At 75.3% G+C, this 23,550-nt stretch carries 25 protein-coding genes; 11 read left to right on the plus strand and 14 right to left on the minus strand.

Features of this window, described 5'->3' with window-relative positions:
- Positions 1–29 precede the first annotated feature (29 nt).
- On the plus strand, positions 30–1,358 hold the full coding sequence (locus LG379_RS12865) for an endo-1,4-beta-xylanase (RefSeq protein WP_370634538.1): 1,329 nt from the start codon (positions 30–32) through the stop codon (positions 1,356–1,358).
- Here the strand turns inward: LG379_RS12865 and LG379_RS12870 are convergent.
- Together LG379_RS12870 and LG379_RS12875 are read right to left on the minus strand one after the other, a co-directional pair.
- Positions 1,274–2,044 carry a hypothetical protein gene (locus tag LG379_RS12870; RefSeq protein WP_225754996.1) on the minus strand — a complete coding sequence of 257 codons (771 nt, stop codon included), beginning with the start codon at positions 2,042–2,044 and terminating at the stop codon, positions 1,274–1,276. The two genes, LG379_RS12865 and LG379_RS12870, sit on opposite strands and share 85 nt — an antisense overlap.
- A 195-nt stretch (positions 2,045–2,239) precedes the next feature.
- Positions 2,240–2,656 carry a ChaB family protein gene (locus LG379_RS12875; protein WP_225754997.1) on the minus strand — a complete coding sequence of 139 codons (417 nt, stop codon included), beginning with the start codon at positions 2,654–2,656 and terminating at the stop codon, positions 2,240–2,242.
- A 179-nt stretch (positions 2,657–2,835) separates the two neighbouring features.
- On the opposite strand from LG379_RS12875, the gene LG379_RS12880 reads away from it, so the two are divergent.
- Positions 2,836–4,203, plus strand: a complete 1,368-nt coding sequence (locus LG379_RS12880; RefSeq protein ID WP_225754998.1) for an MFS transporter — start codon at positions 2,836–2,838, stop codon at positions 4,201–4,203.
- 169 nt (positions 4,204–4,372) lie between these two features.
- A complete protein-coding gene (locus LG379_RS12885) occupies positions 4,373–5,284 on the plus strand; it encodes an alpha/beta fold hydrolase (protein ID WP_225754999.1) in 912 nt (303 codons plus the stop codon).
- A 39-nt stretch (positions 5,285–5,323) separates the two neighbouring features.
- Here LG379_RS12885 and LG379_RS12890 read toward each other — a convergent pair whose 3' ends face one another.
- From LG379_RS12890 to LG379_RS12900, 3 genes are all read right to left on the minus strand, one after another.
- On the minus strand, positions 5,324–7,744 hold the full coding sequence (locus tag LG379_RS12890) for a glycoside hydrolase family 65 protein (protein ID WP_225755000.1): 2,421 nt from the start codon (positions 7,742–7,744) through the stop codon (positions 5,324–5,326).
- A 108-nt stretch (positions 7,745–7,852) separates the two neighbouring features.
- Positions 7,853–8,038 carry a hypothetical protein gene (locus tag LG379_RS12895; RefSeq protein WP_225755001.1) on the minus strand — a complete coding sequence of 62 codons (186 nt, stop codon included), beginning with the start codon at positions 8,036–8,038 and terminating at the stop codon, positions 7,853–7,855.
- Positions 8,039–8,250: 212 nt separating this feature from the next.
- Complete coding sequence (locus LG379_RS12900) at positions 8,251–8,703, minus strand: hypothetical protein (RefSeq protein WP_225755002.1); 453 nt, start codon at positions 8,701–8,703, stop codon at positions 8,251–8,253.
- Positions 8,704–8,900: 197 nt separating this feature from the next.
- Here LG379_RS12900 and LG379_RS12905 point away from each other — a divergent pair, with 197 nt between their 5' ends.
- On the plus strand, positions 8,901–9,629 hold the full coding sequence (locus tag LG379_RS12905) for an AIM24 family protein (RefSeq protein WP_225755003.1): 729 nt from the start codon (positions 8,901–8,903) through the stop codon (positions 9,627–9,629).
- 45 nt (positions 9,630–9,674) lie between these two features.
- Here the strand turns inward: LG379_RS12905 and LG379_RS12910 are convergent, their stop codons facing one another.
- Positions 9,675–9,857: a hypothetical protein gene (locus tag LG379_RS12910; RefSeq protein ID WP_225755004.1), complete on the minus strand. Its 183-nt coding sequence runs from the start codon at positions 9,855–9,857 to the stop codon at positions 9,675–9,677.
- Positions 9,858–10,122: 265 nt separating this feature from the next.
- Here LG379_RS12910 and LG379_RS12915 point away from each other — a divergent pair, with 265 nt between their 5' ends.
- Together LG379_RS12915 and LG379_RS12920 are read left to right on the plus strand one after the other, a co-directional pair.
- The gene (locus tag LG379_RS12915; RefSeq protein ID WP_225755005.1) at positions 10,123–10,686 is read left to right on the plus strand and encodes a hypothetical protein; all 564 of its coding nucleotides are present in this window, start codon (positions 10,123–10,125) and stop codon (positions 10,684–10,686) included.
- Positions 10,687–11,086: 400 nt separating this feature from the next.
- Positions 11,087–13,108, plus strand: a complete 2,022-nt coding sequence (locus LG379_RS12920; RefSeq protein WP_225755006.1) for an ATP-dependent metallopeptidase FtsH/Yme1/Tma family protein — start codon at positions 11,087–11,089, stop codon at positions 13,106–13,108.
- A gap of 28 nt (positions 13,109–13,136) precedes the next feature.
- Here LG379_RS12920 and LG379_RS12925 read toward each other — a convergent pair whose 3' ends face one another.
- Positions 13,137–13,922, minus strand: a complete 786-nt coding sequence (locus tag LG379_RS12925) for an endonuclease/exonuclease/phosphatase family protein (protein WP_225755007.1) — start codon at positions 13,920–13,922, stop codon at positions 13,137–13,139.
- 57 nt (positions 13,923–13,979) lie between these two features.
- On the opposite strand from LG379_RS12925, the gene LG379_RS12930 reads away from it, so the two are divergent.
- On the plus strand, positions 13,980–14,561 hold the full coding sequence (locus LG379_RS12930; protein WP_225755008.1) for a nucleotidyltransferase family protein: 582 nt from the start codon (positions 13,980–13,982) through the stop codon (positions 14,559–14,561).
- Between the two features lie 49 nt (positions 14,562–14,610).
- On the opposite strand, the gene LG379_RS12935 is transcribed toward LG379_RS12930, so the two are convergent.
- Entirely contained in the window at positions 14,611–15,213 is a 603-nt protein-coding gene (locus LG379_RS12935; protein WP_225755009.1) for a helix-turn-helix domain-containing protein, read from the minus strand.
- A 65-nt stretch (positions 15,214–15,278) separates the two neighbouring features.
- Here LG379_RS12935 and LG379_RS12940 point away from each other — a divergent pair, with 65 nt between their 5' ends.
- Positions 15,279–16,580 (plus strand): MFS transporter, encoded by a 1,302-nt coding sequence (locus LG379_RS12940; protein WP_225755010.1) that lies wholly within the window; start codon positions 15,279–15,281, stop codon positions 16,578–16,580.
- 56 nt (positions 16,581–16,636) lie between these two features.
- Here LG379_RS12940 and LG379_RS12945 read toward each other — a convergent pair whose 3' ends face one another.
- Both LG379_RS12945 and LG379_RS12950 read right to left on the minus strand, forming a co-directional pair.
- Complete coding sequence (locus LG379_RS12945; protein ID WP_225755011.1) at positions 16,637–17,542, minus strand: glycosyltransferase family 2 protein; 906 nt, start codon at positions 17,540–17,542, stop codon at positions 16,637–16,639.
- Positions 17,543–17,548: 6 nt separating this feature from the next.
- The gene (locus LG379_RS12950; RefSeq protein WP_225755012.1) at positions 17,549–17,908 is read right to left on the minus strand and encodes an ATP-binding protein; all 360 of its coding nucleotides are present in this window, start codon (positions 17,906–17,908) and stop codon (positions 17,549–17,551) included.
- Positions 17,909–18,137: 229 nt separating this feature from the next.
- On the opposite strand from LG379_RS12950, the gene LG379_RS12955 reads away from it, so the two are divergent.
- A complete protein-coding gene (locus tag LG379_RS12955) occupies positions 18,138–18,620 on the plus strand; it encodes a DUF1918 domain-containing protein (RefSeq protein WP_225755013.1) in 483 nt (160 codons plus the stop codon).
- 29 nt (positions 18,621–18,649) lie between these two features.
- Here LG379_RS12955 and LG379_RS12960 read toward each other — a convergent pair whose 3' ends face one another.
- The gene (locus LG379_RS12960) at positions 18,650–19,303 is read right to left on the minus strand and encodes a DUF2231 domain-containing protein (protein ID WP_225755014.1); all 654 of its coding nucleotides are present in this window, start codon (positions 19,301–19,303) and stop codon (positions 18,650–18,652) included.
- Positions 19,304–19,551: 248 nt separating this feature from the next.
- Between LG379_RS12960 and LG379_RS12965 the strand changes: the two genes are divergently transcribed.
- Positions 19,552–20,517, plus strand: a complete 966-nt coding sequence (locus LG379_RS12965; RefSeq protein ID WP_225755015.1) for a 5'-3' exonuclease — start codon at positions 19,552–19,554, stop codon at positions 20,515–20,517.
- Positions 20,518–20,533: 16 nt separating this feature from the next.
- Here the strand turns inward: LG379_RS12965 and LG379_RS12970 are convergent, their stop codons facing one another.
- Positions 20,534–21,058: a flavodoxin family protein gene (locus LG379_RS12970; RefSeq protein WP_225755016.1), complete on the minus strand. Its 525-nt coding sequence runs from the start codon at positions 21,056–21,058 to the stop codon at positions 20,534–20,536.
- Positions 21,059–21,223: 165 nt separating this feature from the next.
- Here LG379_RS12970 and LG379_RS12975 point away from each other — a divergent pair, with 165 nt between their 5' ends.
- Positions 21,224–21,865, plus strand: coding sequence for a 1-acyl-sn-glycerol-3-phosphate acyltransferase (locus tag LG379_RS12975; RefSeq protein ID WP_225755017.1), 642 nt, complete (start codon positions 21,224–21,226; stop codon positions 21,863–21,865).
- A gap of 21 nt (positions 21,866–21,886) precedes the next feature.
- Here the strand turns inward: LG379_RS12975 and LG379_RS12980 are convergent, their stop codons facing one another.
- Together LG379_RS12980 and sigK are read right to left on the minus strand one after the other, a co-directional pair.
- Complete coding sequence (locus LG379_RS12980) at positions 21,887–22,798, minus strand: anti-sigma factor (RefSeq protein WP_225755018.1); 912 nt, start codon at positions 22,796–22,798, stop codon at positions 21,887–21,889.
- Positions 22,795–23,433, minus strand: coding sequence for an ECF RNA polymerase sigma factor SigK (gene sigK, locus LG379_RS12985; protein ID WP_225755019.1), 639 nt, complete (start codon positions 23,431–23,433; stop codon positions 22,795–22,797). Before sigK ends, LG379_RS12980 begins: the two co-directional genes overlap by 4 nt.
- Positions 23,434–23,550: the final 117 nt, after the last annotated feature.

Below are 23,550 nucleotides of genomic sequence, written 5' to 3' on the forward strand. Positions count from 1 at the left end.
GCCCCGAGCCGGCACAGGAGCACGACGTGATCACCCCGCGACCCGCCGCACCCCCCTCGTCCTCCACCTCGTCCGTCGTCTCGGTCGCCGACCCCGGCGCGGACCTCCGGCACCGCGTCACCGGGACGACGATCACCGTCACCGGCGCGGACGGCGCGCCGCTGCGGGAGGCGGAGGTGACCGTCGAGCAGCTCCGCCCAGCGCTCGCCATCGGCAACATCGGCTTCGACCTCATCCCGCTCGCCAACGGTGAGACGGAGCTCGACCCGGCGGAGGTCGAGACCTTCGGCGGCGCGTCCGTGGAGCAGCTCGAGCACCTCGGTGCCCTCTTCGTCCAGGTCTTCGACACCGCGACGCTGCCCTTCTACTGGGGCCGGTTCGAGCCGGTGCGCGGCGCGCCGGACACCGACCGCCTGCGCCGGACCGCGCAGTGGTTCGCGGACCGCGGTGTGCGGCTCAAGGGCCACCCGCTCGTGTGGCACACCGTCACGGCGCCGTGGCTGCGCGACCTGCCCGTGGACGAGGTGGAGCGCGTGCAGCGCGAGCGGATCCGGCGCGACGTCGGCGACTTCGCCGGGCTGATCGACACCTGGGACGCCATCAACGAGGTCGTGATCATGCCGGTCTTCGACAAGGAGGAGAACGGCATCACGCGCCTGTGCCGCGAGCGCGGCCGCAGCGCGACGGTCCGGATGGCGTTCGAGGAGGCCCGTGCGGCCAACCCCGACGCGACCCTCCTGCTCAACGACTTCGACATGTCCACCGCGTACGAGTGCCTCCTCGAGGGCGTGCTCGCCGCCGGCATCCAGGTCGACGTCCTCGGGCTGCAGAGCCACATGCACCAGGGCTACTGGGGCGAGGAGAAGACGCACGCGATCCTGGAGCGGTTCTCCCGCTACGGGCTGCCGATCCACATGACGGAGTCCACGCTGCTGTCGGGTGACCTCATGCCGCCGCACATCGAGGACCTCAACGACTGGCAGGTCGACCACTGGCCCTCCACGCCGGAGGGGGAGGAGCGGCAGGCCGACGAGGCCGTGCGCCACTACCGGACCCTGGCGTCGCACCCGGCCGTCCAGGCGATCACCTACTGGGGCATCACCGACGACGGCGCGTGGCTCGGCGCACCGGCCGGCCTGGTCCGCTCGGACGGCACGCCCAAGCCCGCGTTCGAGGCGCTGCGGGACCTCGTCCGCCGCGACTGGTGGCTGCCGCAGACGACGACGCGCACCGACGCCGACGGTCGGCTCACCGTGCGGGCGTGGGCGGGGGACTACCGGGTCAGCGCCGTGGGCTCTGCCGCTGAGGCCACCCTCGGTGCGACCGACGGCGTGACGGTGCGGCTCGCCGGCGACTGACCGCCGACGGCGGCGATGGCGTCCCGGAGCATCCGGGCGAGCAGGGCGTCGGCGTCGTCACGGCCGAGCCGGACGACGACGACGACGGCGTGCTCGGTGAGCGCGGCCGCGGGGTCGTGGACGGCGTGCAGGCTCACGAGCCCGGCGGTGAAGTCGAGCGCCCACGCGGTGGCCTCCGGCGTCGTCCGCAGCGCAGCGAGCGTCGTCGCCCTCACCTCGGCCGTCGCCGTCGGCTCGGTACCCGACGGGGGCCGCGGGATCGTGGTCGAGCGCAGCGCCGTGGTCGAGCGCAGGGCGCGGAGGCGCTCGCACGTCAGCACGCCCGCCGCGAGCGCGCGCTGGTCGTCCTCGCCGGCGACCGGCAGGGCGACGAGCGCGGCGGCGATCGCCACGTCGTAGGTCCAGCGGGGGTCCTCGCTAAAAAGGCCGACGACCGACGGCACGAGCGGGGCCAGCGCGCCGCGGCCGGCGTCCGTCGTCGCGTCGTTGACCATGCGGGCCAGGTGCGCGAGCAGCGGGTGGGTGCAGGACGGGTGGTCGCTGAACCGCTCGCCCGCGAGCAGGCTGGCCCACTCCATGAAGCACGCGCCGGAGCGCGGGGTGCGGTGCCGGCCCGCCGAGAGGACAGGCAGGGCGTCGGGGACCGGCTGCGGGGCCTGGGGCCGCGTCGTCGAGAACCAGGGCATGGGGCTCACCTCATCGGGTGGTGGACCGGTCGTCGTCCGGTTCGTCCCAGTCTCCGTCCGTGCGCAGGATCGGGCAACGCGGGGGGCCGGTCGGGCCCTTCGGGGCTCAGCGGGCTGTCAGCGTGCGCGCCGACGCCGTGGCCAGGCCTGTGCGGGTGCCGACGCCGGCGCGGTGCCCGCGCGCCCTCTCGCGCTTCACCGGGCGGCGCGCGTGCGCCGGTCGTTCTCCTTCTGGATCGCGTCGACGAGCTCGTCCTTGCTCATCGAGGACCGGCCGCGGACGTCGAGCCGCCTGGCGAGGTCGTACAGGTGCTTCTTGGAGGCGTTGGCGTCGACCCCGCCCGCGGTCTCGGCGCGCGTGCCGCGCCCGCCCTCGGCCTTGCGGTCCGACGGGCCCTTCTCGTCCTTCGCCTCCCAGTGGTCGCCGACCTTCTCGTAGGAGTGCTTGAGCGCGGCGTACGCCACACGGTTGGCGCGCTCGGCGTCGTGGTACTGCTCCTCGGCGGCGTCGTGGGCCTTGGCGAACGTGCGCTGGGCCTTCTCGTCCGAGCGGCGCAACGTGCTCGGCAGCTCGCTCTGGCGGGCCTTCCCGGCCTTCGTCGTCTTGGGCATGGTGACCTCCTGCCGGTCCGTCCCGACGGGTCACGCCCCGCCGGGCCTGCCCTGCCATGGTCGGACGACGGCACGCGCGCCGCACGCCGACGGCACCGCGCCCGGGTGCGGGGCCTGCCGGCGTCGGGCGCAGCGCGGACCCGCACCGGCGGTCGCCCCGGACGGGGCAGGATGAGCCCGTGCGCGACGCGTGGCTCACCTTCCCCGACGTCGTCGCGGCGCGCCGTCGGACGTTGCAGGTGCTGGTCACCGCTCAGGTGGTGGGCGCCCTGGGCTACGGGGCGGGGCCGTCCGTGGGGGTGCTGCTGGCCGAGGAGGTCACGCGGTCGGAGGCGCTCGCCGGGATCGCGCGGGCCTCCACCACGATCGGGGCCGCGGTCATCGCGCTGCCCCTGGGGATGCTCGCCGCGCGCGCGGGACGTCGTCGGGCGCTGACGCTCGCCTGGGCCGTGGCGGCTGCCGGCTCGGCCGTCCTCGTGGCGTCCGCAGCGCTGTCCTCGACGCTGCTGCTCGTCCTCGGCATGGTCGCGATGGGTGCCGGGACGGCCGCCGGCCTCCAGGCCCGGTTCGCCGCGACGGACCTCGCCGAGCCGGCTCACCGCGGCCGGAGCCTGTCGCTCGTCGTGTGGGTCGGCACGGTCGGCGCGGTCCTGGGCCCGAACCTCGGGATCCCGGGGGAGGCCCTGGAGGCGCGCACCGGCCTCCCGCCCCTGTCGGGGGCGTTCGCCCTCGCGGCGGTGCTGCTCGGGCTGACGGCGGTCGTGGTCGGGCTGTTCATGCGTCCGGAGCCGCTCGACGTCGTGCGCCGTCACACCACGGCGGCGCCGACGCCGGCCGGGCTCCCCGTGGGCACGGTGGACGCCGTCGAGCTGTCGTCCACCGAGGCAGCGGCCGGCGCAGGACCCGACCCCGGGACCGGAGCCGTGCGCCCGACGTCGCCGCCGCCGCTGCGCCTGCGGCCCGCGCTGCGGGAGGTGCGGTCGAGCCCCGCCGCCTCGTTCGCCCTCCTCGCGCTCGTCCTCAGCCACCTCGCGATGGTGTCCGTGATGACGATGACGCCGGTGCACCTGGCCCACCAGGGCCACGGCATCACGGTCGTCGGCCTCACCATCAGCCTGCACGTGCTCGGGATGTTCGCGTTCGCGCCGGTCATGGGCGCCCTGGCGGACCGGCTCGGCGCCGTCCCGACGATCCTGCTGGGACAGGTCGTGCTCCTGGCGTCGGCCGTCGTCGGCGCGGTGGAGGCGGACCGCACCGGGGGCGTCGTCGCGGCCCTGTTCCTCCTGGGCGTCGGGTGGTCGATGGTGACCGTCCCGGCCGCCACGCTGCTGTCCGGGGCCGTCGCGACGTCCGCGCGGCCGCTCGTGCAGGGGGCGAGCGACTCGGCGATGAACGCGGCGGCGGCGGTGGGTGCGATCGCGTCGGGTCCCCTGCTCGCCGTCGTGGGCTTCGCCGGGCTCGCCGCCGGCTCGGCGCTGTGCGTGGTGCCCGTGGTCGTCGCGGTGCTCCGGCGCCGGGACCTCGTGCGGGCCTCACCGACGCGCTGACCTGCGGCGACGCAACCCGTCGTGGCGGCGGTCCCGCTCCCGGCCCGGTCGGCGGGGCCGCCCCGAAGATCGTCCTCGACGTGCGGACGCGGCGCAGCCGTCGCATCCTGCCCTTCCCGGTGCGTGTGCACCGGGCCTGCCGTGCAGGTGTCCGAGAAGAGGTCTCACCGTGGGATCCCCCCGACTCACGCGCCGTGCCCGCACCTCCGTGGCCGTCGCCGCCTCCGCCGCCCTCGTGGGCGGCTCACTGCTCGTCGCGTCGCCCGCGCTGGCCGGCGCGCCCACGCCCGCAGCGGTCCCGGCAGCCGAGCTCCCGCTCGTGGACGTCTCCCCGCCCGGGGCCAACGACTGGTCGTGCCGGCCCACAGCCGAGCACCCCGAGCCCGTCGTCCTCGTGCACGGCACGTTCGAGGACATGCTCAAGAACTGGTCGACGCTCGCCCCCTACCTCGACGCGCAGGGCCTGTGCGTCTTCGCGCTCAACTACGGGGACAACGCCACCGGGCCGATCCGTGACTCCGCGCGCGAGCTCGCGTCGTTCGTCGACGCCGTGCTGGGTGCGACCGGTGCCCGGAAGGTCGACGTCGTCGGCCACAGCCAGGGCGGCATGATGCCGCGCTACTGGATGCACCACCTGGGCGGCGCCAAGAAGGTCGACGACCTCGTCGGCATCGCACCGTCGAACCACGGGACGCAGGGCGTCCTCGTCGCCTACCCGGACGGGACCATGGCCACCGTCGCCGGCGAGGAGAACCCGCTGTGCCCCGCCTGCAGCGACCAGGTCGCCGGCTCGGCGTTCATGCAGGAGCTCAACGCCCCGGGCGACACCGTCCGTGGACCGTCCTACACGGTGATCTCGACCGTCTACGACGAGGTCGTGACCCCCTACACGAGCCAGTTCCTCGAGGGACCGGCCCGTCAGGTCACGAACATCACCATCCAGGACCTCTGCCCGGCCGACCCCATCGAGCACGACCAGACGCCGAACGACCCGGTCGTGCACCAGCTCGTCGCGCACGCCCTGGTCGAGCCGGGTCCGGCCGACCCGGCGTACCGACCGGCCTGCCTGCCGCTGCCCTGAGCCGACGCGCCCCGGCGCCCCGGTCCGTGACGCGGGTCGTCACGCCGACCGGGGTGCCGGCCGCCGCAGCTCGCGGCCCGGCGGGGGCGACGGCGGAGCGCCGACGTCGCCCCGGGGCGGCACGCCGCGCACGGCCGTCGTCTCCTCGGCGCTGAGCAGGACGCGGTCCCCGTGGTGCACGAGCTCGAGCACCGCGCCGTCCGGCAGGGGGTCGAGGAGCTGGTACGTCGCCTTCTCGGGCTCGATCGCGACGCGGAGGCGCACACCGCGGTGGCGCACCCCGAAGCGCAGCCCCGTCAGGCCCGGGGGCAGGTGCGGCGCCAGGTGCAGCGCCGCACGATCGGCACCGTCGGCGTCGCCCGGCCGGGCGGTCCGCAGACCGCCGAACCCCATGACGAGCCCGTCCCACACCCCCGCGAGGGCGGCGACGTGCAACCCGTCGACGACGTCCCGCTCGAGGTCGTGCAGGTCCAGCAGCGCGGACTCCCGCACGTGGTCGTGCGCGAGCTCCGGCCACCCCACACGCGCCGCCACGACGGCGTGCGGGGTCGACGACAGGGAGCTGTCCCGGACGGTGAGCGGCTCGTAGTACGCGAGGTCGCGTCGCTGCTGGTCGAGGGGTACCGCCTCGCCGGCGAGCCAGTGCGCGGCCACGACGTCCGCCTGCTTGAGCACCTGCCGGCGGTAGATCTCCGCGTACGTGTGGTGGTCCTGGAGCGGGTAGGCGTGCGACGACGTCCGGGCGAAGTCCCACGCGCGCCGCGAGAGGAAACCGGCGGACTGCTCGGTGACGCGGGTCCGCGGGTCGACGAGGACGGTCATCCGGTCGGCGGCGCGCTGCCAGGCGTCGCGCTCGGCGTCGGTGACGCCGAGCCGTGCGGCGACGTCCGCGTGCCGACCGGCCAGCACGACGGCGGCGCGCAGGTTCCGCGCCGCCATGCGGTTGGTGAACGCGTTGTCGTCGACGATCCCGGTGTACTCGTCCGGCCCGGTGACCCCGTCGACGTGGAAGTCCCCGTCGGGCGTGTGGTGGCCGAGGGACACCCAGGTGCGCGCCGTCTCCACGACCAGCTCGACCGCGACGTCGCGCTCGAACGCCGCGTCACCGGTGGTGGCGACGTACCGGCACGCCGCGTCGGCGACGTCGGCGTCGACGTGGCGCGCGGCGACGCTCGCGGGCCAGTAGCCGGAGCTCTCCGGCCCCGACACGGTCCGCCACGCGAAGGCCGCGCCGGCCTGGTCCAGCACCCGCGCGTGGTCGCGCGCCCACGGCAGGGTGCCGTGGCGCCACCGCAGGTGCGCCCGCGCGGCGTGGGGCAGCAGGTGCTCGAGCACGGGCAGGACGTAGCTGTCCGCGTCCCAGAACGTGTGGCCGTGGTACCCGAGGCCGGTGAGGCCCTTCGCCCGGATGCCCGTGCCCTCGGCGAGCGCGGCCGCCCCGAGCACGTGGAGCACGGCGAACCGGACCGCCTGCTGCAGCTGCGGGTCGCCGTCCACCTCGACGTCGGCCCAGTCGAGCGTCTCGGCGAGGGCGTCCCGATGCTCGGCGAGGAGGGCGTCACGACCGGCGGCTCGCGCGTCGTCGAGGACCTGGTGGGCCTGCGCCAGCAGTGCCGCACCGCCGTCGGACGCCTCCTCCGCACGCCTCTTCTCGGCGGTGAAGGCGACGAGGAGGTCCAGCGTGACCTCGTCCCCGGCCCGCAGGTCCGCCGCGACGGTCGTGGCGTGCTCACCCGTGGCGACGTGCGCCGGCCCGTGGACGACGGTGTCGGCCGCGACGGCAAGGTGGACGTCGCTGCTGGGCACGTGCTGGACGGTCCAGGCCCGACCGGTCGAGGCGGCGGCGGTGTGGGCGCACCACGTCACCGTCCGGGAACCGGAGCCGTCGTCCGGGACGTACGCGGGGCGCACGTGCGGGTCGTCGTCGGCGTGCGCGCGCAGCGGCGAGCGGTCGCAGCACGGGAAGAGGCGCAGGGCCACGTGCGCGTCGGTCTCCGCGCGCACCGTGTACCGGACGACGACGAGCTCGCGCCGCCGCATCGAGGCCAGGCGGCTCGTGGTCACCGCGACGGTGGCGCCGTCGGGCGCGCTCCAGCGGACGACCCGGTCGACGACACCGGTGCGCAGGTCCAGCGTCCGGGTGTGGTGGTGGGTGGTCCCCGTCGTCACGTCCAGGGCGGACCCGTCGACCTCGAGGCGCACGGCCCATCCGTCCGGGGCGGCGAGCACCTGCTCCTGGCGCCCCGGGAACCCGTAGGCGCGCTCGGCGTACGAGAGGGGGACCTCCTCGTAGAGCGGGGCGAGGAGCGTCCCGGCGTGCACCGTCGGCACGAGCTCCTCGAGCGCGCCGCGGACCCCGACCCAGCCGTTCGCGACGGTGAAGAGCGCCGCAGTGGAGTCCAGCAGGGCGGGGTCGACGTCGGGGTCGTGCAGACGCCACGGCTCGACAGGCAGCTCCATGGTCGACAGCGTCACCGACGGAGCCCGTGCCCGCCACGGGAGACCGGCCTCGACCGGTCCTCCGTGGCGGACGTCACTGCGCGGTCGATCGCGCGGTCGACCGCGCGGTCAGCGGCGCGGACCCTGGTGCGGACCGCGCCGCGGGTCGGTCACGGCCGAGCGTCGGCGCTGCGCCACCTTGGCGAGCATCTCCTTGGCCCTGCGCTGGTTCTCGGGCTTGCTCATCTCGCGCTGGATGAGACGGGCCGCCTTGAGGGCGAGGCCGCTGCGGATGGCGGAGCGGATGAAGCTCATGGTTCCTCCTGGTGTCGCACCGGATCGTGCGGACCGACCGGGTCGGGGCCGGGCGGGATCGTCACGTCGCGGTGCACGGGGAACGCCCGACGGTCGCCCGGGGTTCCGGTGCGCCGTCCTGCCGGTGTGCGGCGGCGGTCGGCGTGCCGCCTCCGACGCTAGGCGCCCCCCGACCGCGCCGCGACCGCACACGACGTCGGCCCCAGCCGCCGTCAGGCACCACCCCCACCCGCCCACGACGGCGGCGTGGCGGCGGCGCGGTCGGTGGCGTGGGCGTGCTCTGGGTGGAGGGCTCTGGCCGGCGGGCGGGGAGGCCGGGGCGGTGGCACGGGACCGGACCCCTGCGGCGGCGTGTGCCCCGGGCCCGGCGGGGGCGGGACGGAGCCGGCGCCGGGCGCAGGGGGCGCGGCCGTCGTCCGCAGCGTCAGCGAGCGGAGCGCGCCCTGCTGCTCCATGCGTTCCAGGGCGGCGATCACGCGCCGCCGCTCGCCGTCGTCGGCGGGCCGGCTTGTCGCCTCCAGGTACGTCAGCACCCCGAGGTCCCGCAGGTGGGCGTCGGCGTCGCCCCCGGTGCCCGGGCCGCCCAGCCCCGCGCCGGAGAGCGCCGTGTCGGCCTTCGTGGCGAGCTCGTTCGCCGCTGCCTTGGCCTTGTCGAGGAAGCCCATGCGCGCTCCTTGCGGTGGTGCCGACCGACCCGCGCCGCAGGCTCGCTGCTCCCTGCGCCGGACGGGCGAACGGCCAGGTGGACGGGCTCCGGTGCCCGCCGACATCACCCACCGGAGAGCCTACGCAGGTGACCCCGGTCTCAGTAGACTCCGAACGGCCCGGTCCGGGGCCTCCGCTCGCGCCCCAGGGGGTCGGCATGCCCATCCACGGTTCGCTCTTCCAGGACTTCCGCGAGAACGCCTCGCAGGACCCGTTCTCGCTGCAGAACAAGAAGCTGCTCAAGATCCAGATGGGCTACGGCCCGGTCTGGGCGAAGACCGGCTCGATGGTCGCCTACCAGGGCGACGTGAAGTTCGAGAACAGGGGCTCCGGCGGCCTGAGCCGCATGCTCAAGTCGGCGGTGACCGGCGAGGGCGTCGACATGATGCAGTGCACCGGTCAGGGCGAGCTCTTCGTCGCCGACGAGGCAGCCGACATCCAGGTCATGTACCTCGAGAACGACCTCGTGTCGGTGAACGGCGCGAACGTCCTGGCCTTCTCGTCCTCGATCGAGTGGGACATCCACCGGATCCAGGCGCGCGGCGGGATGATGACGGGCGGCCTGTACAACGTGTCCCTGCGGGGGACCGGGTACGTCGCGGTGACGACGAAGGGCGAGCCGGTCGCGCTCGACGTCAGCGGTGCGCCGACCTTCGCCGACGCCCAGGCGGTCGTCCTGTGGACGTCCGGCGTCTCGATGGACGTGCGGGTCGACACCGGCGGGATCAAGTCGATGATCCGCGGCGGGACGGGCGAGCTGCTCCAGATGGCCTTCGGGGGACAGGGCTACGTGCTGGTCCAGCCGAGCGAGTCCGTCGTCGCCGGTGGGCACCAGGAGACCCAGGGCAGCCGCGGCGGCGGGCTGGGCGGGCTGCTCGGCGGCTGACCCCGCCGCCTCAGCGCCCCCGTTGTCCCAGCGCGGGCGAGGCGGTCAGGCGGAGATGGCCAGCTCCCCGCGTTCGCGCACCGAGGCACGCGAGGCCTCCACCACGACGAGCACCTCGACGCCGTCGTCGTCCAAGACCACGACGGCGCGTTCGCCGCACATGCAGACGAGCTCGCCGTGCCCCGGCGTCGAACCGTCCTCGAACCAGACGCAGATGTGTGTCGCCATGCCTGCGACGGTAGGCGCGACCTCCGACACGACGGCGACGCCACGCCCAGGAACGGTCACGCGCACCTCGGCGCCACGTCCGCCCGGGACCGCCCGAGGCGCTGGTGCCGGTCGTCCCGCGGCGGTCCGCTCCGGCGGGTGGGTCAGCCCGTCGGCCGGGTCACGTGCGCGGGCGCGCTGGGAGTCCTACGGTGGTGGCAGGACGTCCGGCAGAGGTCGTCCGTCTCGACGGCAGATGGGGCTGCCGTCGTGGGAGGTGCCGACGATGGCAGGTGCGCACCAGGAGAAGGTCGTCGCGGGGCTGCGCCGGTACTGGTCGACGCAGCAGCTCACGCCGGACCTGCTCGCACAGCTCCCGCCCCTGCGGCGCGCGGTGGTCCGTGCCGCCGCCCCCGAGTCCTTCGCCGCCGCCACGGTCAGCGCCGCCATGGTGCTGCACGCCGAGCGGTGCGGCACGGACCGCTTCGGCTGGATCGGCGACTCCCGCAGCCTGGTCCTCGCGCACTCGGCCGCCGCCATGGCTGCCGACCTCCACGTGGTCCCGACGCGGGCGCACCGGGACGAGCTGAACCTGGTCGCGGGGTGCGACCACCTCGTCATCGACACCTTCCGCGGGGCGCTCGGGACGGACCGGTGGGTGCAGCAGCGGATCCTCGACCTCGTCCGCCGGGCGCGGTGCGTGTACGTCCTCGCGCAGGCGGGCCAGGCCCTCGCCGACGCGCCGGCGCTGCGGGCGGAGTTCGGGTCGTACCCGGTCCTCGACTGCCGCATCCCGACGCCGACGACGACGGGCCGCGCGCCGCGGGTGGAGCTCCACGGCGCGGGCTGACCGTGTCCCACAGCGGAGGCCCCCCGTCCGACGGACGGGGGGCCTCGGGCACTGCTGGGCGCGACGGCCGGGTCAGAGCCGCACGCGGCGTGGGTTGCTCACCGACGTCGGGACGACCTCGTCCTCGTCGGTGCGCTGGGTGCTGTCCTTCGACATGTCCCGGACCTCCTCATCCGTGGGATGACTGGTGACGTGCTGAGTGTGCGTCCTCGACGCGGCGCGATGCACGTGCAGGACCAAGGTCCCGCCTGTGATGTGCGACACCCCGTCCGGTCGTCCGGGCGGGCCTGCGCGGCGCCCCGGCATCCGGGGGGCGTCTTCACGAGATCCTCACAGCACCCAGAAGATGCTCACGGTCCGAGCACTCAGGAGCCGCCGCGGACGCGCCGATACTGCGGGTGTGACGCCTCACGAGCTCCCGGGGCACGCCGCCGTGCCCCCCGCCGTGCCCTCCGCCGTGCCCGCGAACGCCTCGGCGCCGTCCGCGACCCCGTCCCTGCGGTCGGAGGTGACGTCGGCGCCGCCGTTGCCCCCGGCGCCGTCCGGCACGCACGGCTCCGGGGACTCCCCGCACCCGCCGGCACCCCGTGACGAGTCCGGCCGCCCGGCGGCCGGGACCCCCGGCGCGGCGACGCGGTCCCGGCGCTTCGGTCCCCGTCCCACGCGTCGACAGCTGGTCGTCGCCGCCCTCGTGACCGCCGTCGGCGTGGCCGGTGCCGTGACGACGGGCGTCCTCATCGACCGGGAGCCGGTCGCCGTCGTCGACCTCACGGAGGCCCTCGGGGCGATCGCCGCGGGCGACGTCGTCGGCGCCACCGTGCGGGACCGTGCGGCGACCGTCACGCTCGAGCTCGCGGACGGGGAGCAGGTGCAGACCCGCTACCCCGCCGCCTACGCGGACGAGCTCACCGACGCCCTCGTCGCGGCCGACGTCCCGCTGGAGACGCAGTCGGGCGCCCCAGGGTTCGCCGGCGAGATCACCCGCACGCTCATCCCGCTGCTGGTGCTGCTCGCCGTCGTCGTGTGGGTGCTGCGCAAGGCCGGCCCCGGCGGCATGGTCGGGGGCACGCGGAAGAAGGCCCTGGAGACCGGTGAGGTCCCCGACGTGACGTTCTCGGACGTCGCCGGAGCGGACGAGGCCGTCGACCAGCTGCGCGAGATGGTGCAGTTCCTGCGCGAGCCGGAGCGGTTCGAGGCGGTGGGTGCGCGACGCCCGCGCGGTGCGCTGCTCGTCGGCCCTCCCGGGACCGGCAAGACGCTCCTCGCCCGGGCCGTCGCCGGCGAGGCCGAGGTGCCGTTCTTCGCGCTCGCTGGCTCCGACTTCGTCGAGACCTTCGTGGGCGTGGGGGCGCGACGGGTGCGGGACCTCTTCGCCGAGGCGCGGAAGGTGGAGCGCGCGATCGTCTTCATCGACGAGATCGACGCGGTCGGCCGGGCGCGCGGTGGCGCCGGGTCCAACGCCTCGGACGGCGAGCGCGAGAACACCCTCATCTCGCTGCTCAACGAGATGGACGGCTTCGCCGGCTCGGGCGTCGTCGTGCTCGCTGCGACGAACCGACCCGACGTCCTCGACGACGCGCTCACGCGCCCGGGCCGCCTGGACCGGCAGGTCCAGGTGCCCAACCCCGACCGTCGCGGCCGCACCCTCATCCTCGAGGTGCACACGCGGCACCGTCCCGTCTCGCCCGACGTCGACCTCGTCGGCCTCGCCCGGCAGACTCCGGGCATGTCCGGCGCCGACCTGGCGCAGGTCGTCAACGAGGCCTGCATGGAGGCCGCGCGCCGCGGCGTCGCCGTCGTCGGTGAGGACTGCTTCCAGGCGGCCGTCGCGACGGTCGCCATGGGGCGCGCCCGGACGTCCGCCCTCGTGACCGACTTCGACCGCCGCGTGACGGCCTGGCACGAGGCCGGTCACACGCTGGCCGCGGCCCTCCTGCCCGACGCCGACGACCCCGTCTCCGTGACGATCGTGCCGCGCGGCCCCGCCGGTGGCGTCACCTGGATGAGCGGCAACGACGACGTCTTCCTGCCCCGCCGCAAGGCCCTCGCGCAGCTGGTCGTGGCGATGGCCGGACGGGCGGCGGAGGAGCGGCTCATGGACGGCGAGTACACGCAGGGCGCCATGGGCGACCTGCAGCACGCGACGAGCCTGGCCACGTCCATGGTGACCAAGTACGGCATGACCGGGTTCGGCTACGCGCAGCTCGACGACGAGACGCTGCGGGTCGGTGGCGCGGTCGCGGCCCGCGCGCACAGCGAGGTGGACCGCCTGCTGCGCGCGGCGCACGAGGAGGCGACGCTGCTGGTCGCCCGGCACGCCGCGACCCTCGACGCGCTCGCCGAGGCGCTGCTCGTCGAGGAGACGCTCAGCGGTGGACGGGTGCGGCAGATCGTCGCGAGCCACGGGAGCGCGGCGGCCTGACGGGCGAACCGCCCGCAGGCACGTGCCGTCAGCCGACGGCGACGTCGACGACGAGCGCGCGGTGGTCGGACAGGCCCAGGTCCAGGCTGCGCGCCGGCCCGGTCGCGCGGACCGGCCCGCGGCCGATGACGTGGTCGAGCTGCTCCGTCGGGGCCTCGGCGGGGAACGTCCGGCCGGAGGCGAGCGACGTCCACCGCGTCAGGCGCTCGGGGTGCGGCGGGTGCATGTTGAGGTCGCCCATGAGGACGGCGGGGCGCGGTGCACCCTGGTCCGCCGGCAGGCCGACGACGACGTCGCGCGCCAGCCGCACGAGCTGCCGGTCGTTCCACGACGGGATGAAGGTCAGGTGCGTGCCGACCACGGTGAGGACGCCGCCCGGTGACTCGACGTCGGCGACGAGGGCGACGCGTGGCTCGTCCGTGACCATGACCGGGTTGGTGTGCCCAGGGAACCGCACGGGGACGGGCCGGTCGAGCTGCGGCAGGCGCACCGCCCGCCACGCCAGGACGGGGAACCGGCTCAGGAGCGCGATGCCGTAGCGCCCGGTGTCCGGCTCCTCCTCGCCCGTCGCCGCCGTCCACACATCCGGGGTGCCGACGAGGGTGGCCGCGAACCGGTGGTCGACGGCGCCCATGGCCGCGGCCGCGACGGCGGTGAGGTCGGCGTGGTGCGAGCGGGCCTGGTCGTCGTCGACCTCCTGCAGCGCGAGCACGTCGGCGTCGAGGCGACGGACGGCGGCGGCGTACCGGTCGAGGTCGACGACGCCGTCGCCGGGCGACCGCCCGTGGAGGATGTTGAAGGTCGCGAGGCGCATCGCGTCGAGTCTCCCGCTCGACCTGCGGACCCGCACGTCGTCGTGTAGACCGAGGGGATGTCGACGATGTCCGTCTTCCACCAGGGTCGCCAGGAGCTCCACGACGGACTCCGCATGGCCGCTGTCGCGCTCGGCGACGCCGGGATCCCGTACGCCCTCTGCGGCGGCTACGCGGCGTGGGCGCGCGGTGCGCCGGAGCCCCAGCACGACGCGGACTTCGTGATCCTGGAGAAGGACGCCGACGCGGCACGGGAGGCCATCGCCGGGGCCGGCCTCGACGTGCGCGACCCCCCGGAGAACTGGCTCTTCAAGGCGTACCACCACGAGGCGCTCATCGACGTGCTGTTCCGGATGTGCGGGGAGCCGGTCGACCCGGCCATCTTCGAGCGCGCGGACACCATCGAGGTGCTGGCGGTCCGCATGCCGGTGCTGAGCGCGACGGACGTCATCGCCGGCCAGCTCCGCGTCCTCGGCGAGCACTACTGCGACTTCGCGCGGCTCCTGCCGAACGCCCGTGCGCTGCGCGAGCAGATCGACTGGCGCGAGGTGGAGCGCGCCGTCGGGGACAACCCCTACGCGCGGGCGTTCCTGTTCCTCGCCGAGGAGCTGGGCGTCATCGAGTCGCGACCCGCCGCCTGACGCAGCGACGCGCCGGTCGGCCGCGTGGCGGGACGGGGCTGAGCGGCCGTCAGTCGTCGAGCAGCGGGAAGCTGTCGATGTAGACGCGTACGGACGGCCTCTCGCGCCAGGCCGGGTCGTCGCGGCGTGCCCGGCTCCGTTGGACGTAGGGGTCGAGCGTCGCCTGGAGCGCGGCGTTGAGCTCTGCCATCTCGGCGCCGTCGATGCGCAGGGTGCTCTCGGCCGACATGATGGCCCGCCACTCCTCGGGGAGGTCCGCGCGCGTGACGAGGCGGCGCAGGGTCGCGGCCCGGTCCTCGACCATCCGGTCGAGGAGGAAGCGCATGGCGGGCTCGGTCGCGGGGTCGTCCAGCATCTCCGGGCCGACCTCGATCGAGCGGGACCGCCACCACCGCTCCCGCCCCGTGCCGCGGGCCGTGTCCTCCTCCGCGAGACCGTGCCGGGCGAGCTGACGCAGGTGGTAGCTCGTCTGGCCCGTGCTCTCGCCCAGCGCGGCGGCGAGCGTGGTCGCCGTCGCCGGGCCGTGGTCGTTGAGGTGCCTGATGATCTGCACGCGCAACGGGTGCGCGTACGCCTTGAGCGCCGCCGGACCGATCCCCGTGCGCGCGGCGGCGTCGGACGGCGCGTCGCGGCTCTTGTCATCCGTGCCCATGCAGAGATACCTTTGCAGAGTTGTCTTTGCAAACAGTTCTTGGTCCGAGCGTAGCGGAGCGCACCATGACGACGACGCAGATCCCCGGCGCGACCGGCACGGCCATGACCGGCGCGGGCCTCGGCCCGCGCTTCGCGCACCTCCTCGGCGCTACCGGCCTGTCCAACCTCTCCGACGGCATCCTCCAGGTCGGCATCCCCCTCTTGGCCCTCACCCTGACCAGCTCACCGCTGGACCTCTCGCTCGTCGCGGCGGCCGCGGGCCTCCCGTGGCTGCTGCTGAGCCTCCACGTCGGCGTCCTCGTGGACCGCCACGACCGCAGCCGGCTGCTCGCCCTCGCGACCTCGGCCCGCGTCCTCGTGCTCCTCACCGCGACGGTCGGCGCCGCGACGGGGGCGCTGAGCCTGCCGCTGCTCGTCGCGCTGGTCCTGGCCTTCGGCGTCGCCGAGGTCGTCGCCGACTCGTCCGCCACCGCCATGATCCCGTCCGTGGTCGCCGCCGACCGGCTCAACGCGGCGAACTCCCGCCTCATGGGGGTCCAGCAGGTCGCGAACGCCTTCCTCGGCGGGCCGGCCGCGGGGCTCCTCGTGGCCCTCGGCGCCGGCTGGCTGTTCGGGGTCCCCGCCGCGCTGTGCGCGGCGACCCTGCTGCTCGTCCTCCGCGGGCTGCACGGACGGGTGGACCACCCGGTCCGGCCCGCCGCCGGCGACGACGTGCCTCCCGCACGACCCTCGGCGCGTGCGGAGATCGGCGAGGGCCTGCGGTTCCTGCTCGGTCACCGTGTCGTGCGCCCGCTCCTGCTCGGTGCGACCGTCCTGAACTTCGCGAGCGCCGGCTACTTCGCCGTCTTCCCGCTCTGGGTCGTCGGGCCGGGCTCGGCGGTCGGGCTCCCGGCGGCGATGTACGGGCTGCTCACCGCCGCGCTCGCGGTCGGCGCCGTCGCGGGCGCCGTCCTCAGCGGGCGCCTGGGCCGGCGCCTCGCGGAGATGCCGGTGGTCCGGGTCTGCTGGACCGCCCAGGCGGCGCTCCTCGTGGTCCCCGTCCTGGTCCCGCACGTCGCGGTCCTCGTGGCGACCGCCGTGCTCATCGGCTTCACCAACATGGTCGGCAACGTGGTCACGCGGTCGATGCGGCAGCGGATGATCCCGCGGCACCTGCTCGGCCGCGTCGGGGGTGCGGGAACCCTCCTCGGGTACGGCTCGATCCCCCTGGGCGCCTTGCTGGGCGGGGTCGTCGGCGAGACGCTCGGCCTGCCGGTCGTGCTCCTGGGCGCCGCGGCGATCTCCCTGGCGGCCGTGGCGCGGGTCGCCGTCGCCGTCCCGCAGCGCCTCGTGACCGAGGCCGACGAGGCTGCCGCGGTCGCCTGACCGACCGTGCCCCGTTCCGGCACGGTGCGGGGCACCCCCGCGCACTGCGGGGCGCGTCAGCTCACGTACTGGCGCGCCTCGCTCGTGGTCTGCACCTCGGCGAGGGCCCGGAAACGCTGCTCCACGCGGTCGGGGAGGGGCCGCCGCTCCCTCAGGACCCACGGTGCGCCGCGCACCGCGGCGAGCACGCCTGCGAGGGAGACCCGGTCCCGCGGGAGCGTGCGCAGGACGTCCACCGTGCGCTGCACGGCTGCCGGCAGCGGACGCCGGAGCCATGTGAACCACAGGGTGTTGCGGATGCCGTCCCGCCGCCGGCGGTGCGGGTCGCGGGCCTGCGACGGCTGGTGGTGCACGGAGAGGTCCGCCAGGTAGCAGAGCTCCCAGCCGGCGGTCGCGAGGTCGGCGGCGAGCAGCTCCTCCTCGCCGCCCAGCCACAGGCGGGGGTGGAAGCCGCCGACCTGCTCGAACGCGGTGCGTCGCACGACGGAGGCCCCGGCGAGGAAGGAGCCCAGCGCCGGCCCGGGCAGTCCGGCCCGTCCTTGCACGGGCGAGTCCCGCAGCTCGGCCACGATCGGGTCCTCGCGCGCGCCCGGCTCGACGAGGATCCGGGCGGTGAGCACGGCGACGTCGGGGTGGGCGTCGAGCACGTCGGCCGCGTGGCGCAGGGAGCCGGGCTCCCACCAGGTGTCGTCGTCGCAGAAGGCGACGTACGGCGTGCTCAGCCGCGCGACGGCGACGTTCCGACCGACCGCGCCGAGGTTCTCGCGGCTCGCGACGAGCTCGGCCCACGGGTGCGCGGCCCGGATGGCGTCCGCGGTGCCGTCGCTCGAACCGTTGTCGACGACGACGACGTGCGGCCGCTCCGGGAGGTCCCTCAGCCGCGCGAGAGCCTCGAGGACCTCCGACCGGCGGTCGTGCGTGATGACGACGACCGAGATGCGCCCGTCGGAGGTGTGCTTCACGACCCCTCAGACCAGGGCGACGAGGCGCGCCGTGGTCCCGTGCCGGCCGGTGTGCAGGACGAACCGGTCCGCGAGCCGCCGGGCCATCCACAGCCCGCGGCCCCGCTCGGAGTCGGCGGTGGGCGGGCGGCTGCCCACCTCGTGGTCCGCGATGTGCCCGCTGTCGGAGACCTCGACGACGACCGACCCCTCGTCGTGCCACGTGCGCAGGGAGCCCCGGCCACCACCGTGGTCGACCGAGTTCGCCGCGAGCTCGCTGGCTGCCAGCACCAGGTCGTCGGTGCGGCCGGCGTCGAGGCCGGCGCTCACCGCGCACCGGCGCACCGTGCGCCGCACAGCGGCGAGGTCCCCTCGTTCGAACGTCATGGTGTCCCCTGGTCGGTAGCCGGTCGGGCGACCGTGCGGACGACTGCGACGCCCGGCGTCACTGTCGCTGACGTCCATGGTGGCGCAGGTCGTCCCATGGCGCGCGGCGAGGCAGGGGTCACCCGTCCCGTTCGGCGGTTACGGGACCACGGACCCCTCCCGCGCAGGCGGATGCAGGAGCACGATGGAGGAGGTCCCACCGGAACGACCGAGGCGGAGGAGGACGGCGATGAAGGCGTCAGTGGGTGACCGGCTGGTCCAGGCATCGAGCGTCGTGGACGGCACGGTCCGTGACGGCAGGGTGGTCGAGCTGCGGCACGCCGACGGGTCACCGCCGTACGTGGTCCGGTGGTCCGACACGGGCGAGCAGTCGCTCGTCTTCCCCGGGCCCGACGTGCACGTCGAGCACCACGGCGAGGGCGAGGGTGCGGCTCCGTCGGTCAGGCCCGACGTCGCGACGACGTGGCGGGTCCAGGTCACCGTGACGCACGAGGGCCGCGAGACCCTCGCACAGGCGACCCTCGTGTCCGACGCCGAGCACGTGGACGCCGTCGGGCGCTCGCGTCGGGACCCGGGTGACCAGCCCGTGGCGGTGATCGGCGAGGAGGTCGCCGTCGCGCGGGCGCTGCGGCACCTGGCCGACCGGCTCACGGACATCGCCGAGGACGAGATCGAGGCGCGCACGGGCACACCGGCACGCGTGCACGGCTGAGTCGTCGCCCGTGCGATCGGGCGGGTGGGTCAGCCGGTCAGCTCGTCGCCGGTGCGGTCCGCGCCGCTGACCGGCAGGGAGTCGGCGAACGCCTCGTCGCGCGCGGCGACGTTGCGCGCCAGTGACAGGTGCGCACCGAGGAAGCCGCTGAACCCCGCGGCCGCGCCGCCGAGCAGCCCCAGGGCGACGCCGCGGGCCTGGTGCCCGCGCCCGCGCGCCAGCCACGACGCGCCGAAGAGGAGCAGCCCCAGGCTGTTCCCGGCGGCGTGCACGACGCCGACGCGCTGGTCGCGGCGGCCGACGTGCTGCCAGTCCGCGAGCCCGGCGACCGCCGTCGGTACGGCCGCGAGGATCCCGATGCCGATGAGGCGGCGGGCCGCGGGCCGCGACTGCCGGCCGCCGACCATGTCCAGCGCGAGCGCGGAGACCCACGCACCGATCGGCACGTCGGTGAAGACGGGGTGCAGCGAGTGGCCCATGACCTTGCCGAGCAGGACGTCCCGGCGCGCGGGGTCGGCGACGAGGGCGTCCGCAGCCGGCTGCAGGGCGTCGACCGCCGCGTCGAGCCTGCCGTCCTCCTCCAGGCGCAGGGCGAGCCCCACGAGGGCCGGCTCGCCGGCGCGGTAGCGGCCGCGGGCCGCCTCGAACGCGTCGTCGGAGGGGGTCTGCGGGGCGGTGGTCATGGTGCCTCCGTGCTCGTTGCGTGCTCCTTGCCTGCGCGCGCGTGCTCGTGCGTGAGGAGCGGGCGGGCGGGACCTCATCGAGTCTCCTGCGCAGGCGCGTCTCCCGCCCGTCGAAGGCGGTGCAGGCCTGCTCTGCTCGTCACGTCGTCCGCACGCGCGCCGGCGGGCCCGGGCCTCGCCCGCAGTCGTGTCGGCCGGCGCCGGCCCCGCCCGTCGACCGTGTCGGCGGCCTCCCGTACGTTTCCCCCATGACCACGCCGGTGCCGTCGTCGCACGCCCCTTCGCCGCGCCCGCTGCTCCTGCTCGACACGGCGTCGCTGTACTTCCGCGCGTTCTTCGGCGTCCCGGACTCGGTGAAGGCGCCTGACGGCACGCCGGTGAACGCCGTCCGCGGTCTTCTCGACATGGTGGCGCGCCTGGTCACCGCACGACGTCCGGCGGGACTGGTCGCGTGCTGGGACGACGACTGGCGACCGGAGTTCCGGGTGCGGGCGATCCCGACCTACAAGGAGCACCGCCTCGCCGCCGACGGCGCCGAGGAGGTGCCCGACGCGCTCACGGCGCAGATCCCCGTCATCGTCGAGGTGCTCGAGGCGTTCGGCATCGCCCGGGTGGGGGCGCCGGGGTTCGAGGCGGACGACGTCATCGGCACCCTCACGGCACGGGAGACGGCACGACCGGACGCCGAGCGACGGGCCGTCGAGGTCGTCACGGGTGACCGCGACCTCTTCCAGCTCGTCGACGACGCCGCGCCCGTCCGCATCCTCTACACCGCCCGCGGGATCGGCGACCTCGACGTCGTCGACCAGCCCCGGCTCGCCGAGAAGTACGGCGTGCGCGACGGCGCGGCGTACGCGGACCTCGCGACCCTGCGGGGGGACAGCAGCGACGGCCTGCCAGGGGTGGCCGGGATCGGCGAGAAGACGGCGGCCGCGCTCCTGCACCGCTACGGCACGCTGGACGGCGTCCTCCGAGCGCTCGAGCACGGTGACCCCGGACTGACGACGGCGCAGCGACGTCGCCTCACCGAGGGCCTGGAGTACCTCGCGGTCGCGCCGGCCGTCGTCCGCGTCGCCCGGGACGCCCCCGTCGCCGACGCGGACGACGCCGTCCCACGGACGCCTGCCGACCACGAGCGGCTCGTGGCCCTGGCGCAGCGGTGGGGCCTCACGTCGAGCGTGACCCGCCTGGTGGACGCACTCGCCGCTGGGTGAGGGACGCCGTCGCGCCTCAGCGGCTGAGCGCCCCGAGGTCTCGGCCCCACGCCCGCGCTGCGTCGAGCTCGCCGTCGAGCAGCCCGTCCGCCTTGCCGTGGACCTTGAACGAGTGCGGCGGAAGGACCTCGTGCGCCCCGATCGCCCGCAGCCGCTTGGCTGCCGCGCGTGCCGCCGATCCGGGCAGCGCAGGCTTGGCGACCTTGGTGTCGAAGGTCGCCACGGGCAGCCGGCCAGGGATGCGGAGGTGGTCGATCCACTCCCGCACCCCGGTGCGGTCGGAGATGACGTGGCCGCCCGGCGCCTCCTTCGCGGCGTCCGCGCGGGTGGTGTCGCGGCTCATCGAGAAGGCGTGCGTCGGTCCGCCGACGACGAGCAGCGTCACGTCCTCGGGCAGGCCGCCGCCCGCCTGCTCCGCGGCGAGGTCACCCACCTCGACGACCCGCGTGGGGACGTCGGCGTCGACCAGGCCCGCGCCGACCGCCTCGGCGACCGCTCGCGTGCTGCCGAACATGGACTCGTAGACGACCAGCGCAGTCATGCGGCCAGGCTGCTCCGGCCGCGGACCGGCGGGAAGGGCCGGAGGTCCCGCCCGTCGCCGCCGCGGGTCGGAGGCCGCCCGCTCACCGCATGCCTCCCACCGCATGCCCCCCACCGTGCGACCCGCTCACCGCATGCTCGCTCGCTGATCGGTGGACAATGGCGCGTGACCTCGACGCCGAGCCCCGACTCCCCACCTGCCCGCCGCATCCCCGTCCGCGCCGCGATCGCCCGGACGCTGCTCCGCTGGGCGCGCTGGACGAAGGTCGGGTCCGCGCCCCGGACGGGCATCTTCATCGGTGCGCCGCACACGTCCAACTGGGACTGGGTGCTCACGCTCCTGGTGCTCTGGGCGGATCACGTGAGCCCGCGCATCCTCATCAAGCGCGAGCTCTTCTGGTGGCCCATGAGCGCGGTCCTGCGCGCGCTGGGTGGCATCCCGACCGACCGCGGGACCCGCGGCGGACTCGTCGACCGACTCGTGGAGCAGGCGCGGTCCGCCGACGACTTCGTCCTCGTCATCGCCGTCGACGGCACGCGCGCGAAGACGGACCACTGGAAGTCCGGGTTCTACCGCCTCGCCCAGTCCACGGGGCTGCCGATCACGCTCGGCTTCGTCGACGGACCGACCCGCACCGCCGGACTCGGCCCCACCATGCATCTCACCGGCGACGTCAGGGCGGACATGGACGTCATCCGCGCCTTCTACGCCGACAAGCACGGCGTCCACCCCGGTCGCGGGAGCAACCCCCGGCTCCGCGAGGAGGACCGGGCGGACGACGCGGCGGCCGACGAGACCCGCAGCTGAGGCGCGAGCGCGGCGGCTGCGTCAGCCGGGGATGAGGACGACCAGCGGCGTCGTCGTCGGCTGCTCGCTCCCGCCCGCCGGCTCGACGGACAGCGCGACGCCGTCGCCGGCCCGGTAGTCCTCCAGCACCTCGCTGGCGCTCGCGCCGTCCGTGTCGAGGAAGCCCGCAGGCACGGGGGTGCCGTCGCGCATGGCCCAGACCTGGTAGACGCGGTCGTCCGCGAGGTCGGGCAGGTCCTCGACGACGACGGCGCCACGCGCCTCGGTCAGGATCGCGACGGCGTCCCCACCTCCGGTGACGGAGCCGCTGAGCACCCTCGCGCCGGGTTCGGCCAGGAGGTCGGTGAGGAGGTCGGCCCGCGCCTCGGCACGGACCGCACGGTCGTGCTGCTGCCAGGCGACGACGCCGGGCACGGTCACCGCGACGACGGCCGCTGCGGCAGCGGCGAGCCCCCAGCCGACGACCCGCGGCGGTCGGCGTCGCAGCGGGACGACGTTGCTGTCGCCGCCATCTCCACGACCAGTGGCCCCCCGTGCCGCGTCCTCAGCGCGAGGATCGCCCCGACCCGCATCCGCGATGCGCTGCGGAGGGGCCGTGAACCCGGAACGGTCAGGCCGCGGACCCGCTGCGTGCGGTCCAGCCGACGTCGGTGCTGAGGGTGCCGACCGGGGACCGCCCTCGAGCAGGCTCCCCGACGGCGCCGTGAGCTGCGGGATGCGCGCGATCTGGTCCAGGACCGTCGCACGGAGGGCAGGGGGCGGGGCGACCGCGTCGGCATCGGCGATCGCCGCGGCGACAGCGCGCAGCTCGTCGAGCTCCGCTGCGGCGTCGGCGTCACGGGCGACGAGGTCCTCGACAGCGCGCCGCTCGTCGTCGTCGACGGCGTCGAGCGCGTAGGCGGCGAGGAGGGAGCGCACGTCGTCGTCGGTCATGACGCCACCCCCAGGCAGTCGCGGAGACGGATGAGACCGTCACGGATGCGGGTCTTGACGGTGGGGAGGGCGGCGCCGAGCTCCTCGGCGACCTCGCGGTAGGTGCGCCCGCCGTAGTAGGCGAGCACGACGGCGTCGCGCTGCGTCTCGGTGAGGCTGCCGAGGCAGCCCCGCACGCGGGTGCGTTCCATGGTGTCCTCGACCTCCTCTGCGACTGAGTCGAACGGGATGTGGTTGTCGGCGTCCGCGACACGCTGGTCGCGGTCGCGCTGCGCCTGGACGGCGCGGACCCTGTCGACCGCGCGGCGGTGGGCGAGCGTCAGGACGAACGTGCGGGCGGAGCCGCGGCCGGGGTCGAACCGTGGCGCCGTCCGCCAGACCTCGAGCATGACCTCCTGCATGACCTCCGCCGCGAGGTGCGGGTCCCGCAGCACCGCTCGTGCGGTGCCGTGGACGGCGGGGGAGAGCAGGTCGTACAGGGCGGCGAAGGCGTGCTGGTCACCCGCCGCCGCGGAGGTGAGGAGGGCGTTCGCATCGCGAGCCGGCTGCGGTGACCGGCCCTCCTGGGTGTCCGCGCGTCGGGCGTCCCCCCCGGCGGGCGGCGCGGCGTCGTCGTCGCGGGTGGCCCAGGTCACCCGCTCAGTCTGCACCACGGTCATCGGTTGTCCCTCCACCGTCCCGGGCCGCCGTCCTTCCCGTGCGCGTCCCGGGCGGCCGGTGGGACCAGCGCCGACCCGTCCGACGACCCTCCG

The organism is Actinotalea sp. Marseille-Q4924 (genome assembly GCF_916618755.1).
Classification (GTDB): domain Bacteria; phylum Actinomycetota; class Actinomycetes; order Actinomycetales; family Cellulomonadaceae; genus Actinotalea.

Bases quoted from the DNA above. Each gene is read 5' to 3' on its own strand.
- LG379_RS12870 (WP_225754996.1), bottom strand. From the start codon at position 2,044: ATGCCCTGGTTCTCGACGACGCGGCCCCAGGCCCCGCAGCCGGTCCCC.
- LG379_RS12875 (WP_225754997.1), bottom strand. From the start codon at position 2,656: ATGCCCAAGACGACGAAGGCCGGGAAGGCCCGCCAGAGCGAGCTGCCG.
- LG379_RS12890 (WP_225755000.1), bottom strand. From the start codon at position 7,744: ATGGAGCTGCCTGTCGAGCCGTGGCGTCTGCACGACCCCGACGTCGAC.
- LG379_RS12895 (WP_225755001.1), bottom strand. From the start codon at position 8,038: ATGAGCTTCATCCGCTCCGCCATCCGCAGCGGCCTCGCCCTCAAGGCG.
- LG379_RS12900 (WP_225755002.1), bottom strand. From the start codon at position 8,703: ATGGGCTTCCTCGACAAGGCCAAGGCAGCGGCGAACGAGCTCGCCACG.
- LG379_RS12905 (WP_225755003.1), top strand. From the start codon at position 8,901: ATGCCCATCCACGGTTCGCTCTTCCAGGACTTCCGCGAGAACGCCTCG.
- LG379_RS12910 (WP_225755004.1), bottom strand. From the start codon at position 9,857: ATGGCGACACACATCTGCGTCTGGTTCGAGGACGGTTCGACGCCGGGG.
- LG379_RS12915 (WP_225755005.1), top strand. From the start codon at position 10,123: ATGGCAGGTGCGCACCAGGAGAAGGTCGTCGCGGGGCTGCGCCGGTAC.
- LG379_RS12925 (WP_225755007.1), bottom strand. From the start codon at position 13,922: ATGCGCCTCGCGACCTTCAACATCCTCCACGGGCGGTCGCCCGGCGAC.
- LG379_RS12930 (WP_225755008.1), top strand. From the start codon at position 13,980: ATGTCGACGATGTCCGTCTTCCACCAGGGTCGCCAGGAGCTCCACGAC.
- LG379_RS12935 (WP_225755009.1), bottom strand. From the start codon at position 15,213: ATGGGCACGGATGACAAGAGCCGCGACGCGCCGTCCGACGCCGCCGCG.
- LG379_RS12940 (WP_225755010.1), top strand. From the start codon at position 15,279: ATGACGACGACGCAGATCCCCGGCGCGACCGGCACGGCCATGACCGGC.
- LG379_RS12950 (WP_225755012.1), bottom strand. From the start codon at position 17,908: ATGACGTTCGAACGAGGGGACCTCGCCGCTGTGCGGCGCACGGTGCGC.
- LG379_RS12955 (WP_225755013.1), top strand. From the start codon at position 18,138: ATGAAGGCGTCAGTGGGTGACCGGCTGGTCCAGGCATCGAGCGTCGTG.
- LG379_RS12960 (WP_225755014.1), bottom strand. From the start codon at position 19,303: ATGACCACCGCCCCGCAGACCCCCTCCGACGACGCGTTCGAGGCGGCC.
- LG379_RS12965 (WP_225755015.1), top strand. From the start codon at position 19,552: ATGACCACGCCGGTGCCGTCGTCGCACGCCCCTTCGCCGCGCCCGCTG.
- LG379_RS12970 (WP_225755016.1), bottom strand. From the start codon at position 21,058: ATGACTGCGCTGGTCGTCTACGAGTCCATGTTCGGCAGCACGCGAGCG.
- LG379_RS12980 (WP_225755018.1), bottom strand. From the start codon at position 22,798: ATGACCGACGACGACGTGCGCTCCCTCCTCGCCGCCTACGCGCTCGAC.